This window comes from Spongiibacter sp. IMCC21906 (assembly GCF_001010805.1).
Taxonomy (GTDB): Bacteria; Pseudomonadota; Gammaproteobacteria; order Pseudomonadales; family Spongiibacteraceae; genus Spongiibacter.
Window position 1 is genome coordinate 3,366,626 of record NZ_CP011477.1, and the last position, 15,789, is coordinate 3,382,414.

The window sequence follows — 15,789 nt, forward strand, 5'->3', positions numbered from 1 at the left end:
TGCGCCGAAACTGGATCCCGGATCGGGTCCGGGATGACGACGAATATGCGGTACTAGTATTTGTGAAGACTGTTGCATTCGGGATTATAAAAAATACACGTGTGGCACCCATACACACTTTTCCCCTCCTCGTCATACCGGCCTTGAGCCGGTATCCAGCAAGCTCTATGCAAAGAACAACCGCTTAGCGAATACTTTACGCCGAAACTGGATCCCGGATCGGGTCCGGGATGACGACGAATATGCGGAACTAATATTTGTGAAGACTGTTGCATTCGGGATTATAAAAAATACACGTGTGGCACCCATACACACTTTTCCCCTCCTCGTCATACCGGCCTTGAGCCGGTATCCAGCAAGTTCCACGCAAAGAACTACCCTTAGTGAATACTTTACGCCGAAGCTGGATTCCGGATCGGGTTCGGGATGACGACGAATATGCGGTACTAGTATTTGTGAAGACTGTTGCATTCGGGATTATAAAAAATACAAGTGTGGCACCCATACACACTTTCCCCCTACTCGTCATACCGGCCTTGAGCCGGTATCCAGCAAGTTCCACGCAAAGAACTACCCCCTTAGTGAATACTTTACGCCGAAGCTGGATCCCAGATGGCTCTACAACATAAACGAGGGATAGCATTCATCAAACCCTCCAAATTACCAAAACCCAAGTTATGAGCCAGCCCCCTTAGAAATCCAGCCTCCAAGTAAGCAATCTCCAGATACCCCTTATTCCATAATGCATTTTTTCAACGAACATGCTTTTATTGTTAGTCACTTACTGCACGCAGCTAAAGAACGTTGTAGTCTTGAAAACTGGAAAAGCCCCGGAGTGGGCCAGAAATAAATGAGGACGAGGGTTATGAAGTTGTTTCTGCGTATTTGGCTACTATTGCTGTCAGCCGCTATTTTTACAGCTTGTGGCGGTGGGGGCAGTGATAGTGATCCTAGCCTCACCCCCAGCGACGACACAGGCAACAACGATGGTGGCGACCCAACAGATGACGGCTCCACCACCCAAGACATCGTGCGCTTTGGCTCGTTCTCTAGCGGCACATTCACCCCCGGCCGTATTGCTGCCAACAAAACCAGTTTAGAAGCAGGTCAAAGTGCAACATTAACCGTTTCGTTTATCGACCAGAACAACAGTCCAGTGACCGATGCCGCAAGCGTTCTGTTTACCTCAAGCTGCATCGGTTCAGGGCTTTCTGAAGCAGCCCCCAGCATTGTTGACAACACGACTGGCACATTAACCACCACCTATACTGCGAGGGGCTGCGATGGAGATGACACCATTACAGCTCAAACAAGCCTTGACGGAACAACCTTTAGCGCAACAATTGACATTACTACAGTCCAAGCCCCTCTAGGCTCTGTAAGCTTTACTGAAGCATCACTTAGTAATATAGGTATCAAAGGTTCTGGCGCTATCCCGGAGCAGGCTGTCGTTTCTTTTCTGGTAACTAACTCCTCTGGAGGTCCAGTACCTAATCAAGATGTCACTTTTTCTCTTAACAATACCACTGGCGGCATTAGCCTCAGCAATACAACAGACACTACCGACGCCAATGGCATCGCCAGCACAACTGTTGCCGCAGGAACTGTTGCCACATCGGTACGTGTTACCGCAACAGCAACACGCGATGGCATAACAAGTACAGCACAGTCTAGCCAACTAGCCATAACAACCGGCATTCCAGATGACGACAGTTTCTCACTCAGTGCTTCTGAACTGAATATTGAAGGACTTCGAATTGATGGCGTCACCACAATCCTTACATTGCGAGCGGCTGACCGTTATAACAATCCTGTTCCCAACGATACGGCTATTACCTTTCAAGCCGAGGGTGGTTCAATAGAAAGCAGCTGTTTGACAACTGCAGGAGCTTGCTCCGTCACCCTGACTTCACAAGATCCAAGACCAGCTAACGGTCGCATTACAGTGCTGGCAACAGCTATTGGTGAAGAAACCTTTGTTGATAGCTCTCCCTCCAATGGTCGCTATGATGACGCCGAAACCTTTACCGATCGGGCTGAAGCTTTTCGAGATGACAACGAAAACGGTCTGCGAGACGCAGACGAAACCTACATCGATTTCAATAACAATGATCAATTCGATGCGGCAAGCGGGCTGTACGAAGGAGTGCTTTGCAACGGCCCAGGAAACTGTAATCAAGCGCAAACAACTATCACCATGCGTGAAAGCATTGTTATCGTTTTGTCAGGCTCAAGCCTATTCGTGAACGCCTCACCCTCAGTAATCAATTTAGACTCAGGTATCGTGCCCGTAACCGTAACTGTGACTGACGTAAATGGCCAAGTGCCCGCAGCAGGCACAACAATATCCGTTGAGACTAGCCAAGGGACGATTGAAGGCGTCTCATCAGAAACACAGCTATCAACCAGCGATAATGGACCATCAACATTTTTCTTCAGGGTAAAGCCTGCAGATACGCCGGGAAACGGGACCTTCAGCATTACCGTTACCTCGCCATCCGGGGTAATTTCCAGAGAATTTTCTGACGTCATTCAAACAGTCGCACTTTAATACAGCCGTCAAAGTGCTAAGCCCCAAAAGATTAGTCCTACTGGCTTAGCACGCTTTTTACTTTAATTACCTAACACTAGACCACCTAACTTTCGGATAAAGCTATGACAAGACAATATTGGAGCCTGTTGCCTATTTTTCTATGCGGGTCACTATCTTTTACAGCCCAAGCCAACACCCTAGACGTCCCCCAGCACTACAATTACCTGGAAGCATCCTACGCTTACCAAAGCACTGACTGGGGGCCGTTTGAAGAAGAGAACAACATTACCCTTTTAGCCAGCGCGGCAATTTTTGAGTACGCCCATGTTCATGCTCGTTATAACAATGGCGATACCTTTTTACCAAAAGGTGTGAGACAGGATGGCTGGCTAACTTACGGGATTGGTTTTCACTATTACACCAGCGCCGCCACTTCGTTCTTTATTGGCTACGACAAGCACGAGCTCAAAGCCCACCAATCCAGCCGGCGGCCAGATCAAGACGGCAACGAGTGGAAAGCTGGGGTTCGCCACGATATCAACGACCAATGGCGAGTAACATTGGAAGCAGGCGAGCATGATTTGGTTGTGGAAGACGACACCACGTTTATCGTTGAGGCGCTTTATCAACCGTTTACAAACGATGTTGGCTTTACATTCCGGGTACGTGATTACGATGAGCTGGATTTAAGCTCCTATGAACTTGGGGTGCGCTGGAGCTTTTAGCTTTAAGCAAAGCGCCTATTCAGTTTGTGATAAAATCCCGGCCTCTTTGGCCCGGCCCTACAGAATCACAAACACCAATGACGCATAAACACGACAACTACTACGCTGATAAGCACAAGAGACTAGACCGCTTTGCATTTAACGAGCAGGTGGTTGAAGTCTTTCCAGATATGATTCAGCGCTCGGTGCCGGGCTATGCCACCATTATCGCAATGACGGGCATTATTGCCGGCCGCTACGCCCAACCCGGCAGTAATGGCTATGATTTAGGCTGCTCTCTGGGTGCCAGCACCTTGGCAATGGACCGAGAAATTCACAACCCTGACTTTACAATCATCGGTGTCGATAATTCTGCGCCGATGATTGAGCGCTGCCAGCACAATATTACCAATAGTCATTGCAACATCGCTTTGCGCTGCGAAGGCATAGAAGACACTCATATTGAAGATGCCTCTGTTGTGGTTTTGAACTTCACGTTGCAATTTGTGCCTGCAGAAAAACGCGACCCATTAATAAAGCGCATCGGCACCGCCATGCGTCCCGGCGGCGTTTTGATTTTGTCAGAAAAAACCTGCTTTGCTGACGAACATATGCAAAACCTGAACACCGAGCTGCACCACGCTTTTAAGCGCGCCAATGGCTACAGCGATATGGAAGTCGCCCAAAAACGCAGCGCACTTGAGAATGTTCTTATTCCAGAAACCCTAGACCGCCACCGCCAGCGTTTAACAAGCGCGGGATTTAACAGCATCGACGTCTGGTTTCAGTGTTTTAATTTCGCATCGCTGGTCGCGATCAAATGATGAATTACGACGATTTTCTGGCCCTACTCGACGGCGAGGAATTTCAAGCATGGCGACATATTCTGCCCGAACAAATTGCAGCAGGATTAAACACAAAGCGCTACGGCGACTTACCTCGCTGGCAAGAAGCCCTCACAAGTCTGCCAAACCTCAGCCCGCAAACAATACATCTAAACACGTCTCGGGTAGGCGTTGATGGCGAGCTTTCCGATGAGGAACAAGCACAACTGCAAAACAACTTGATGGCTCTACATCCTTGGCGCAAAGGCCCCTTTGAGCTATTTGGTGTTCACATTGATACCGAATGGCGCTCGGATTGGAAGTGGGACCGCCTTAAAGACGCCATCAGCCCACTGACCGGACGCAAAGTGCTGGACGTCGGCTGCGGCAGTGGCTACCACTGTTGGCGTATGCGTGGCGCGGGTGCAGAGCTGGTTGTTGGCATCGATCCAACCCCGCTCTTTGTTGTGCAGTATTTCGCCCTGCAAAAATACATTCAAGACCCTCACGTTGCCGTGTTGCCCATGGGCATAGAAGCTGTGCCCGAAAAACTGCGCTGCTTCGACTCGGTTTTTTCAATGGGCATTCTCTATCACCGCCGCTCCCCCATCGACCATCTTTACGCCCTTAAAGACTGCCTTCGGGCCGGAGGCGAATTAATTTTAGAGACGCTGATTATTGAAGGCCGTAAAGGTGAAGTGCTTGTGCCCGAGGGCCGGTACAGCAAAATGGGCAATGTCTGGTTTATCCCTAGCGCCGACACGCTCATAGGCTGGTTACAAAAATGTGGATTTAAAGACGTTAAACTGGTGGATGTTAAGCAAACCAGTCCCCAAGAGCAGCGCGCTACTGATTGGATGCGCTTTCACTCCTTGGCCAATTTTTTAGACCCCGATGATCCAAACCGCACTATAGAAGGCTACCCGGCACCCCGCAGAGGCGTATTTGTGGCCACAGCCCCTTAAGCCAAGACTTGATTTGTTCACAAAACAGTCAATACTTGAATAGATGGCGTCACGCAATTCACAATATGTGTTAGATTTATGACGCTTTTCGGTGCCAGGATGCTATCGGCCAATAAGAGTCTAAATCAGATGCGTAAGGCAAGGATTGCGCTCAATGGAGCAAGTAGACCTAAACAACACGTTACACCTGATTATTCGGGAATGGTTTGAGCAAGCCATACACCGTTACGTCACCCGTTTAGGCGATAACTTCCAGCGCCGAGCCCGCAGCCTCCCCTCAGATCAAGCGCAATCCCTATTAGACCAGTACCAACAAATAGAAAAATGCTACGCCTTAGGAATAGACGCATTTCGGCAACACATTGAAGAGCAGCTAACCAGTCCACGAGACTACCAACACGGCACCCACCCGCAATTAGATCGATTGGCAAAACAGCTATCCGCACAAAGTCAGCCCAATAATATTTGCAGAGTCGCGTCTCCCATGACGGTATTTTCAGGGTTCAGGCCGCTGAGTAATGAACTTGGTATTGCCCGAGAGCACTACAGCCAAGCTGTATCACTGTTTAATATTTTGGTGCTTAACGAACTCGGCAAACTTTACGAGCGCTTGTTAGAAGAGCTCGCTGCGGTCACAAATAGCGACCACACCCAACAATGGATTAGCCACATTAAGGCCCAGCTGGCAAGTGAGGAACTCAACGCAAACCAACGCGCCCTTGCCGAGCGACGCTTGTCCAAATTGATGGGCACACCGGCAAGCCCCACCGAGCTGACAGAACAGCAGTTAATCGACGAGGCCAACACCGTTTTCCAAGACATACCATGTTTAAGCAGCTCAATCGCCCTGGACCGTAGCCTGCAAAAATTCCGAACACTGCTACATGCCATTGCGCTTCAGGAACAGCGGCATTTTCTTAGCCCCCTCCATCCTGCCAGGCGGCTCTGCCGACAGCTCACTGCCACGCTCAAGCAATGGGATACCGCAAGCCAAGAATCACAACAGGAATTTGAGGAGCAGTTTTCAGCAATCAGCACTGAACTGACTCAACAGCAGGCACAAAAACAACCACTGGCACCGCTTTGGCGACGACTTGAAGATAACTGTCTGCGCTTTGACCGTCGCGCTCAATTTAACCAACGCGGCTATTTGCTGGAAGCCAAAAATAACGCACGTATTGAAAAACTTCGCGCCGAAATCCACTATCTCATCAACTTAAAAACTGCCGACCTGTCACTCCCCGACGATATCCAAACAATGCTATTGGGGCCATGGGCATCGGTTGTGCTTTACCATTGGTTACGGCATGGAAAGCACAGTCCCGCCAGCCAACGCAGCCTTGCATTTATCGACGATGTCACCTGGTATATCACGCCCCACACCAATTGGACCGACCTGCGCCGAGCAAAAGCCATGGCCGAACAAATAGAAGAAGAGCTCCTGCTCGGCATGCGCCGCATCAACACCCCTCCAGATCAGGCCAAGAAGATTCTTGCTGAATTACACCGCCGCCGCCTTAACGCATTGGCCCTTGGCAGCCAAAGTATTCAAAAAAATCTTCCCGCCAGTTAAGCAGTTCGCTGGCTGACGACAAAGCCTGAACCCGGTATACTTTTGTGCCTCGCGTCACCCTAAAACAGCTACCCAGGCGGCGCGACTACATCTCTCAATCACAAATCGGCAAAGCCCCAAGGTGATGATTTTGGAACTTACACAAGCGTCAAATGAACAACTCCGCGAATGGGAAACCGCGCTGGCAGAAGAGTATCAACAGTACCAAGCGTCAGGCCTCAATCTAGACCTGACCCGCGGCAAACCCAGCGCCCAGCAACTGTCATTGTCCGATGAAATAAGCGATATTCTCGGCGGCGACCTGAGCAATGAGGCCAATACCGACCTGCGCAACTACGGCGGCCTGGACGGCATACTGGAGTGCAAAGAACTCTTCGCGCCGGTGCTGGACGTCAATATTGATGAAATTTTAATCGGTGGCAACAGCAGCCTGACCCTGATGTATTTTGCCGTGATGTTTGCTCAGCAACAGGGTTTTGGCGAACTAGGCCAATCCTGGGCCAGCGAAAATACAAGCACCAAATTTCTTTGTCCCGTGCCCGGCTACGATCGTCATTTCAGTGTGTGCGAACACCTCGGCATCGAGATGATCCCCGTTACCTTAAATGATGACGGCCCAGACATGGATGAAGTAGAAGCACTGCTGAAGCAAGACAGTAGCATTAAAGGCATTTGGTGTGTGCCTCGCTTCAGCAACCCCACTGGCACCGTATACAGCAATGCCGTCGTTGAGCGCATTGCGCAACTTGGCAAGATCGCGGGGGATAACTTCCGGGTTTTTTGGGACAACGCCTACGCGGTACACAGCCTCAGCGACGACGCACCAGAGGTGGCGAGCTTAATGGCCTGCTGCCGCACACACGGCACCGAAGACAGCGTTTACCTGTTTGGCTCCACCTCAAAAATCACCTACGCCGGTGCCGGCGTCGCGTTTATGGGCATGTCTAAAGCCAACCTGAAGGCATTTACCAAGCACTTGGGCATGACCCAAATCGGCCCGGATAAAATCAATCAGCTTCGCCACGTCAAACTGCTCAAAGATGCGGCTGGCATCAAAAACCATATGCGCAAACACGCCGACGTGCTCAAGCCCCGTTTTGACATTGTCTTAAAGCACCTGCGCGAAGGTCTGGGCGGCACCGACATGGCGGAATGGACCGAGCCAGAGGGAGGCTATTTTATCTCCCTCAATACGCTGCCCGGCTTAGCCCAGGAAGTGGTCAAACTAGCAGCAGAGGCTGGCGTTAAGCTCACTCCCGCGGGTGCAACCTTTCCCTACGGTAACGATCCAGAAAATCGTAACATCCGTATTGCGCCCAGCGTCCCCACAGAAGAAGAAATTGAACGCGCTATGCAGGTTTTTGTAAATTGCGTGAAATTAGCGTCAGTGCGGCAGAGATTAGCGTAACGGGTAAACGGCCAAGCCATTACGTCAAAAGCCCCGGCAATCGGGGCTTTTTTATGCACGTGCTATTCTGAACAGACGAAGAAAAGCTTATTCCCCCTCCGGCCCCCGATTAACGGGTCGACCACCGGGGAGAGGGAAACTACGCACATTACTGCCACCTTCAGTTTCCAGGATCTTGCCCGTGCCCTCTTTCTCGACTTCGTCGATGCGCACAATGGAATGCATAGGAATATAACTGCGGGTGACCCCGTTAAATTCGTTCTTTAGCTTTTCTTCGCCAGGGTTAACCACCAGCTGTGTCGCTTCGCCAAACACAAATTCTTCAACTTCGATAAAGCCGTACATATCGCTCTGGTAAATTGCCCGGGCGTACAACTCATATAACTTGTTGTTGTTATGGAAAATCACCTTGTAGATGGGGGATTTAACGGTATTCATCAAACACTCTCCGGGCTCGTCGCATACTCAGCCCCGTTGTTAATAGGTCTGTTGACGCGTCATTACCAGACCCAGCACCCTGAAATTTAGGGCGCGAGATAATAGCATAAAATTTGCAACATCACTGCACTTGTGGGTTTTAGGGCGCAAAATCGGTATACTGCGCCGCCATTTGCCTTAAGTAGAAAACGCAGGCGGTGCAATGCCTGATGGACTTTATGCCAGACGAACTTATGACAGATAAACCCAAAAAACTCTATATCAAGACCCACGGCTGCCAGATGAATGAATACGACTCTTCTCGTATTCAAGATTTGCTGGGGATCAGTCACGGCTTAATACCCACAGACAACCCTGAAGATGCCGATGTCTTGCTGCTAAACACCTGCTCTATCAGGGAAAAAGCTCAAGAAAAGGTCTTCCACCAACTGGGTCGCTGGCGCAAACTGAAAGAAAAAAATCCCAACCTGCAAATTGGTGTTGGCGGCTGTGTCGCCAGCCAGGAAGGGGCAGACATTGGCAAGCGGGCACCTTATGTGGACGTCATTTTTGGTCCGCAAACCCTGCATCGCGTGCCAGACATGCTAAACAGCAAAAAAGTCGACGGCCCAATTGTGGTGGACGTGACCTTTCCGGAGATCGAAAAATTCGATTCCCTCCCCGAGCCCAGCGTGGAAGGTCCCAGTGCGTTTGTCTCCATCATGGAAGGCTGCTCAAAATACTGTACTTTCTGCGTGGTCCCCTATACCCGAGGCGAAGAAGTCAGCCGCCCCTTTGACGACGTCATTGCCGAAGTTGCCCAGCTCGCCGACAAAGGTGTCCGCGAAGTTAATTTGCTGGGCCAGAATGTCAATGCCTATCGCGGCGAAAACTTTGAAGGCGACATTGTCGATTTTGCCGAGTTACTGGGCGTGGTTGCCCAAGTACCGGGAATTGACCGCATTCGCTACACTACCTCCCACCCCGTTGAATTCAGCGATGCCTTGATAGATGCCTACGCCCACATTCCCGAGCTGGTCGACCATCTTCACTTGCCCGTACAAAGCGGCAGCGATCGCATTTTAACCGCCATGAAGCGCGGCCATAACAATGCCGAGTATCGCGACAAAATTGCTAGACTGAGAGAAGTCCGTCCCAATATCAGCTTATCGTCAGACTTTATCATCGGCTTCCCCGGCGAAACCGATCAAGACTTTGAAGACACCATGACGCTCATCACCGATATTGGTTTTGATCATTCCTTCAGTTTTATTTACAGCGCCCGCCCCGGCACCCCGGCGGCACAGCTGGATGACGACACCGCTGAAGAGGTCAAAAAAGAGCGACTGAAACGACTGCAACTCCAAATTCTCAACCAGGCTGCCCAAATCGGCCGCAAAATGGTGGGAACTAAGCAGCGGATCTTGGTGACCGGCGTCTCCAAAAAAGATCCCGGCGAGCTGCAAGGCCGCACCGAAAATAATCGGGTAGTGAACTTCCGCTGCGACAACCATGACCTTATTGGCGAGTTTGCAGAGGTTTACATTGAAGAAGCCTTTGCCAACTCCCTGCGCGGTCAGCTGTGCTAACAAAACCAACGGGAAACATTATCCGTCACACCGCCTCTGCCGGCATTTTGAGATTACGGCCATTGGCGGTATGCTCATTCTTACGCATTTATTGCCGCTGCCTTCGCAGCGATTGGTGAACCATTGACTGCTCAAACCCAAGCCACACAACGCATTTTGACTTTAGAGCCCAACGACAGCCAACTGCTGGCGGACCTTTGTGGACAACTTGACGAAAACCTCAAGCTGATCGAAAAGCGCCTCGATGTGCGCATTGCGGCAAGGGCCAACACCTTTCAAATTAATGGCGATGACGAAGCAGTTAACGATGCCGTCCAACTCATCCGGCAGCTCTATAATGAATGTCAGTCTGGCGCACGGCTCAATCTTGAAGCCGTACACCTTCATCTGCAGAAGGCGGGACTGGAGCAAATGAGTGGTGTTGCAGAAAATAGCAGCGACTACCAAGTCATTCATACCAAAAAAGGCAGCATCAAGCCCCGTGGTGGCAACCAACAGCGCTACGTGCAGGCCATTCGCGAATGTGACATTAACTTTGGCATTGGCCCTGCGGGTACCGGCAAAACCTATTTGGCTGTTGCCTGTGCCGTTGAGGCCCTTATCAGCAACGGTGTGCAGCGTATCTTGCTGGTTCGCCCCGCTGTCGAGGCCGGTGAAAAGCTGGGCTTTTTACCTGGCGATTTGGCCCAGAAGATCGACCCCTATTTACGGCCACTCTACGACGCCCTTTACGAAATGATTGGCGTAGAAACCGTCACCAAGCTGATTGAGCGCAATGTAATCGAAATTGCGCCGCTGGCGTATATGCGTGGTCGCACACTTAACGACTCCTACATCATTTTGGACGAAGCCCAGAACACAACCCGGGAGCAAATGAAAATGTTTCTCACCCGGATCGGCTTTGGCTCTACCGCCGTCATTACTGGCGATGCCACCCAAATCGACCTGCCCAAAGGTACACCATCGGGCCTATTACATGTGATGCACGTTTTAAAAGACATCGACGGTATCAGCATGAATCATTTTGAATCCCGGGATGTGGTACGTCATCCATTGGTGCAACGTATCGTAGAAGCTTATGCGGCCTTTGATGAACAAACACAGCGCCACTGAGCTAGAGCTGGACCTGCAGGTTGCCTGTGACAACCAGCACCTTCCCAGCGCCGCCCATTTTCGTGAGTGGGTGCTTACCGCCCTGCCCGCAGGGCGCCAGGATGCCGAGCTGACTATTCGTTTAGTAGACGAGGCTGAAAGCGCCGAACTAAACGCGCAATACCGAGGCAAGAACGGTCCAACCAATGTGCTGTCGTTTCCCGCAGACTTGCCAGCAGAACTGAATTTACCCTTATTGGGCGATCTACTTATCTGCAAACAAGTTGTTGAACGCGAGGCCATTCAGCAAACCAAAGCGCTGCTAGACCACTGGGCGCATATAGTAATTCACGGTACACTGCATTTGCTCGGCTACGACCACATAAATGACGACGATGCCGAGGTGATGGAAGGCTTGGAAATCAAGCTGCTCCAACAATTACATATTTCAAATCCCTATACCCCACAATGTGAGGACAGCACCCAAAACCATGAGTGAAGATCGATCTAGCAACGATCCAAGTGAAAAGTCTTGGATCGAAAAAATCGCCCATGCTTTTTCATCTGAACCCAAAACCCGCGAAGACCTGATGGACATGCTGGCCGTGGCCAAGCAGAACGAGGTCATCGATGACGATGCAGTCAGCATTGTTGAGGGCGCCATGCATATCAGTGATATGCAGGCCAGGGAAATCATGATTCCTCGCCCACAAATGGTGGTGGTAAAGCTCAACCAACCCTTGGACGAGTTGCTGCCCATCATTGTTGAAACGGGCCATTCTCGCTATCCGGTCATCGGCGACACCCTGGATGACGTTCACGGCATTCTGCTCTCTAAAGACTTGTTGCCAGTGCTGTGGCAAAAAGGCAATGGTGAAGAAATTGACCTCAGCCAAATCATCCGTCCCGCAACCTTGGTTCCCGAGAGTAAACGCCTTAATGTGCTACTGCGTGACTTTCGGGAAAAGCGTAACCATATGGCAGTGGTTATTGATGAGTACGGCGGCGCCGCAGGCCTCATCACCATAGAAGATATTCTGGAGCAGATCGTCGGCGACATTGAAGACGAATATGACGAAGACGACGACCTACCCATTCGCAAGATTTCTGACAATGACTTTGTTGTTCAAGCCCTCACACCCATAGAGGACTTTAACGACTACTTTGATGCACAACTTAGCGACGAAGAATTTGATACCATCGGTGGACTGTTACTCAAAGCCTTTGGCCATCTCCCCTCCCGCAATGAAACCACCCAGCTTGACGATTTCGAGTTCAAAGTCGTCAACGCCGATAATCGGCAAATTCACCTATTGCGTATGCGCCACAATAAGCGCGACATTAACTAGGTCGTCTCTGACTAAGGGTACGCAAAGGCTTAAACTTTAGCCGCGCCGGTTCTGCTGAACTTGCGCGGCAGTGGCGGTCTACACTGCCTGTATAACACGCGCTAAATTTCGGTAACGCTTTAGGGAGATGTGAAATGGACGCCGGGATAATGGATACGCTACAGAATATTGCCAGCGCCTTTATTGAATACAGCGCACTCATGCTACTGGTGGTATTGGGTTTTGGTATTGCTTATATCATTTATTTATACATTTGCGACATCACCCAAACCGAACATGCCGTGCGACGCAACTATCCCGTTATCGGCCGCTTTCGCTATCTCTTTGAACATCTTGGTGAGTTTTTTCGGCAATACTTTTTTGCCATGGATAGAGAGGAGCTGCCCTTTAACCGCTCCCAGCGTTCTTGGGTCTACCGCGCCGCTAAAAATCTAGACAACACCATTGCCTTTGGCTCTACCCGGCCACTAAACCAAAGCAATGAAATGCTGTTTATGAACTGCCTATTCCCCACCTTAACCCAAGATGTAGTGCCCACCCACGCGGTCACCATCGGCCAGGACTACGCCAAACACCCTTACACCAGCTCTGCCATTTTTCATATTTCTGGCATGAGCTACGGCGCTATTTCCAAGCCCGCCATTCGCGCACTGACCAAGGGTGCCAAAGAAGCAGGAATCTGGGTTAATACTGGCGAAGGGGGTTTGTCGCCCTATCACCTCGAAGGCGGCTGTGACCTTGTTTTTCAAATTGGCACCGCTAAATACGGCGTCAGAAACAGCGAAGGCCACCTCAGCGATGACAAACTCCGGGATATTGCCAGCCATGAGCAAGTCCGTATGTTTGAAGTCAAACTCAGCCAAGGTGCCAAGCCCGGTAAAGGTGGTATTTTACCCGGCGGTAAAGTCACCGCTGAAGTTGCCAACATTCGCGGCATTCCCGAGGGCAAAGACTCTATCAGCCCAAACGGCCACACCGACGTACACTGCATAGACGATTTGCTGGACATGATTCATCACATCCGCCATGTCACCGGCAAACCCGTGGGTTTTAAAGTGGTGATAGGCTTTTCAGAATGGCTGGATGAAATGCTGGAAGCCATTCACAGACGCGGCCCTAATTACGCCCCCGACTTTATTACCATCGACAGCGCCGACGGCGGCACTGGCGCAGCCCCCCAAGGACTCATGGATTACGTCGGCCTGCCCATTCGCCGCAGCCTGCCGCTGGTGGTGGACAAGCTCAATGAATACAACCTGCGGGAGCGCATTAAAGTTATTGCCTCAGGCAAAATGATCAACCCCGCAGAAGCCGCCTGGGCTCTGTGCGTGGGCGCCGATTTTATCGTCAGCGCCCGGGGCTTTATGTTTGCATTGGGCTGTATTCAAGCGATGCAGTGTAATAAAAACACCTGCCCCACTGGGGTCACCACCCACAACCCCGAACTCCAACGGGGCCTGGTGCCCGCCGACAAGGCAAAACGGGTGAAGTACTACGCCCTCAATCTGATGCACGAAGTCGGCGTTATTGCCCACTCCTGCGGCGTAAAAGAAGCGCGTTCATTGCAACGTAAACATGTCTATCTTATCGACGAACGAGGCGTGCCCGAGCCCCTCACCGACCGGTATCCAGACACCACCCCCAAGCCGGAATACCTCATTGCCAGTACGGCGGATAAGGCCAGTTAAGCTGCGCCTTGTCCTCGCACCCACGCTGACCTACATCAACACCCAATTTTTTTACGCTGCCGGTGGCAGTGAAAGAGTCAGCCCTCTACACTAGCGGTCCCGCAATTAAATAGTGCTAAACACTTTGGCGAATCGACTCGGCCCACTCCTGTGCAGCGCCATTGCTGGCGCCCTACTTCCCCTCTCTCTTGCCCCATTTAATTTATGGTGGATGGGGATTGTCTCGCTGGCAGCACTGGCATTTCTGCTTTCCAGCGCCACCCCCAAACAAGGCTGGCTGCTGGGCTGGGCTCACGGCAGCGGCAATTTTCTAGTCGGTGTGTCGTGGATTTATATCGCCATTCACGATTTTGGTTATCACCCCGTTATTCTCTCGGCAATCATGACCGCGGCGTTCTGCATTGCCATGGGGCTGATCACTGGTTTAGCGGGGTACGTCTACTGCCGCTGGATTCGCGACGGTCGCGCTGGCCGGGTATTGGGGTTTGCCGCGTGCTGGGTGCTGTTTGAATGGCTACGCAGCTGGCTATTTACCGGATTCCCTTGGTTGTTAGCCGGGTACTCACAACTCCACACTCCCCTTAGCGCTTGGGCACCGGTGGCAGGGGTCTTTGCCTTAAGTTTTTGGGTTGCTCTCAGTGGCGCCGCCTTCGCGCTGCTAGTACAGGCGCCGCGCAAAGGCCTGCCCGCCTTGCTCGCCAGCCTGCTGTTCGCCGGTCTCGCCTTATCACTACAAACAATAGAATGGACCCAGGCCGCAGACAAAGCGCCATTGCGTATTGGCGCCCTGCAATCCAACATTCCCCAAGACAAAAAATGGAAGGACGAAGAGTACTGGGCCACCCTGGATTACTACGATGTGGCCTCTCGAGAGCTATGGTCAACCACAGATTTAGTGATTTGGCCCGAAGCCGCCATTCCATCGCTTTACCACCATGCCCTGCCTTATTTTGACTATATTCGCGAACAAGCAAATGCAGGTGGCAGTGCGTTAATCAGCGGTGTCCCCACTCGCAATGGTGATGATATTTATAACTCGGTGCTGGTAATTTCTGGCGGCGAAGGTATCTACAACAAACAGCGGCTGGTGCCCTTTGGCGAGTATGTGCCACTGCGAGAATTTATGGGCAGCTTGATCAGCCTATTTGATCTCCCCCTCTCCAGCTTCAGCCGCGGCGGTGACGATCAAGCACTGCTGCAGGTTAAAAATTGGAAGCTGGCAGCCTCCATCTGCTATGAAATTGTCTACCCCGATTTGATCGCCAAAAGTGCCAACGGCGCCGATGTTTTATTTACCATTAGTAACGATGGCTGGTTTGGCGATTCCATCGGCCCAGACCAGCATATGCAAATGGCGCAAATGCGGGCGCTGGAAAATGGCCGCGAACTGATTCGCGTCACCAGCACGGGTATTACCGGCCTGATCGATCATCACGGCAACCTCACCAAGCGCATAGCCAGCTTTGAGCAGGCCACCTTAACGGGAGTAGTTCATGCGCGAGAAGGCCAAACTCCATTTACTCGCTACGGCTCAACCCCAATTTTATTACTCTGCGGATTATTAGCTGGCATTGCCATCATGACCCGGCAGCGCGCTGCATTTACACCCGGCACCTAATTACACTCAGCTCAACCGGCGGTTATTCA

The 15,789-nt window shown here is 51.3% G+C and carries 13 protein-coding genes; 12 read left to right on the forward strand and 1 reads right to left on the reverse strand.

Features of this window, described 5'->3' with window-relative positions; translation table 11 throughout:
* Positions 1-865: 865 nt before the first annotated feature.
* From IMCC21906_RS15595 to IMCC21906_RS15620, 6 genes are all read left to right on the forward strand, one after another.
* A complete protein-coding gene (locus IMCC21906_RS15595; RefSeq protein ID WP_052763580.1) occupies positions 866-2,551 on the forward strand; it encodes an Ig-like domain-containing protein in 1,686 nt (561 codons plus the stop codon).
* A 104-nt stretch (positions 2,552-2,655) separates the two neighbouring features.
* Complete coding sequence (locus tag IMCC21906_RS15600; protein WP_047012934.1) at positions 2,656-3,258, forward strand: hypothetical protein; 603 nt, start codon at positions 2,656-2,658, stop codon at positions 3,256-3,258.
* Positions 3,259-3,335: 77 nt separating this feature from the next.
* Entirely contained in the window at positions 3,336-4,061 is a 726-nt protein-coding gene (cmoA, locus tag IMCC21906_RS15605; RefSeq protein ID WP_047012935.1) for a carboxy-S-adenosyl-L-methionine synthase CmoA, read from the forward strand.
* Complete coding sequence (gene cmoB, locus IMCC21906_RS15610) at positions 4,058-5,026, forward strand: tRNA 5-methoxyuridine(34)/uridine 5-oxyacetic acid(34) synthase CmoB (protein ID WP_052763581.1); 969 nt, start codon at positions 4,058-4,060, stop codon at positions 5,024-5,026. The genes cmoA and cmoB overlap by 4 nt, the downstream gene beginning before the upstream one ends.
* 154 nt (positions 5,027-5,180) lie before the next feature.
* The gene (locus tag IMCC21906_RS15615; RefSeq protein WP_047012936.1) at positions 5,181-6,599 is read left to right on the forward strand and encodes a DUF1631 family protein; all 1,419 of its coding nucleotides are present in this window, start codon (positions 5,181-5,183) and stop codon (positions 6,597-6,599) included.
* Between the two features lie 130 nt (positions 6,600-6,729).
* A complete protein-coding gene (locus IMCC21906_RS15620) occupies positions 6,730-8,007 on the forward strand; it encodes an aminotransferase class I/II-fold pyridoxal phosphate-dependent enzyme (RefSeq protein ID WP_047013499.1) in 1,278 nt (425 codons plus the stop codon).
* An 87-nt stretch (positions 8,008-8,094) separates the two neighbouring features.
* On the opposite strand, the gene IMCC21906_RS15625 is transcribed toward IMCC21906_RS15620, so the two are convergent.
* Positions 8,095-8,445, reverse strand: coding sequence for a DUF1820 family protein (locus tag IMCC21906_RS15625; protein WP_197085918.1), 351 nt, complete (start codon positions 8,443-8,445; stop codon positions 8,095-8,097).
* Between the two features lie 233 nt (positions 8,446-8,678).
* Between IMCC21906_RS15625 and miaB the strand changes: the two genes are divergently transcribed.
* From miaB to lnt, 6 genes are all read left to right on the forward strand, one after another.
* The gene (miaB, locus tag IMCC21906_RS15630) at positions 8,679-10,013 is read left to right on the forward strand and encodes a tRNA (N6-isopentenyl adenosine(37)-C2)-methylthiotransferase MiaB (RefSeq protein WP_047013501.1); all 1,335 of its coding nucleotides are present in this window, start codon (positions 8,679-8,681) and stop codon (positions 10,011-10,013) included.
* A gap of 123 nt (positions 10,014-10,136) precedes the next feature.
* Positions 10,137-11,126: a PhoH family protein gene (locus IMCC21906_RS15635; protein WP_047012937.1), complete on the forward strand. Its 990-nt coding sequence runs from the start codon at positions 10,137-10,139 to the stop codon at positions 11,124-11,126.
* A complete protein-coding gene (gene ybeY / locus IMCC21906_RS15640) occupies positions 11,104-11,604 on the forward strand; it encodes an rRNA maturation RNase YbeY (protein ID WP_047012938.1) in 501 nt (166 codons plus the stop codon). The genes IMCC21906_RS15635 and ybeY overlap by 23 nt, the downstream gene beginning before the upstream one ends.
* Positions 11,597-12,454, forward strand: coding sequence for an HlyC/CorC family transporter (locus IMCC21906_RS15645; RefSeq protein WP_047012939.1), 858 nt, complete (start codon positions 11,597-11,599; stop codon positions 12,452-12,454). The genes ybeY and IMCC21906_RS15645 overlap by 8 nt, the downstream gene beginning before the upstream one ends.
* Before the next feature lie 134 nt (positions 12,455-12,588).
* A complete protein-coding gene (locus IMCC21906_RS15650) occupies positions 12,589-14,142 on the forward strand; it encodes an FMN-binding glutamate synthase family protein (RefSeq protein ID WP_197085920.1) in 1,554 nt (517 codons plus the stop codon).
* Between the two features lie 112 nt (positions 14,143-14,254).
* Positions 14,255-15,760, forward strand: coding sequence for an apolipoprotein N-acyltransferase (gene lnt / locus IMCC21906_RS15655; protein ID WP_156166066.1), 1,506 nt, complete (start codon positions 14,255-14,257; stop codon positions 15,758-15,760).
* Positions 15,761-15,789: the final 29 nt, after the last annotated feature.

Bases quoted from the DNA above. Each gene is read 5' to 3' on its own strand.
- IMCC21906_RS15595 (WP_052763580.1), top strand. From the start codon at position 866: ATGAAGTTGTTTCTGCGTATTTGGCTACTATTGCTGTCAGCCGCTATT.
- IMCC21906_RS15600 (WP_047012934.1), top strand. From the start codon at position 2,656: ATGACAAGACAATATTGGAGCCTGTTGCCTATTTTTCTATGCGGGTCA.
- cmoA (WP_047012935.1), top strand. From the start codon at position 3,336: ATGACGCATAAACACGACAACTACTACGCTGATAAGCACAAGAGACTA.
- cmoB (WP_052763581.1), top strand. From the start codon at position 4,058: ATGATGAATTACGACGATTTTCTGGCCCTACTCGACGGCGAGGAATTT.
- IMCC21906_RS15615 (WP_047012936.1), top strand. From the start codon at position 5,181: ATGGAGCAAGTAGACCTAAACAACACGTTACACCTGATTATTCGGGAA.
- IMCC21906_RS15625 (WP_197085918.1), bottom strand. From the start codon at position 8,445: ATGAATACCGTTAAATCCCCCATCTACAAGGTGATTTTCCATAACAAC.
- miaB (WP_047013501.1), top strand. From the start codon at position 8,679: ATGACAGATAAACCCAAAAAACTCTATATCAAGACCCACGGCTGCCAG.
- ybeY (WP_047012938.1), top strand. From the start codon at position 11,104: ATGAACAAACACAGCGCCACTGAGCTAGAGCTGGACCTGCAGGTTGCC.
- IMCC21906_RS15645 (WP_047012939.1), top strand. From the start codon at position 11,597: ATGAGTGAAGATCGATCTAGCAACGATCCAAGTGAAAAGTCTTGGATC.
- IMCC21906_RS15650 (WP_197085920.1), top strand. From the start codon at position 12,589: ATGGACGCCGGGATAATGGATACGCTACAGAATATTGCCAGCGCCTTT.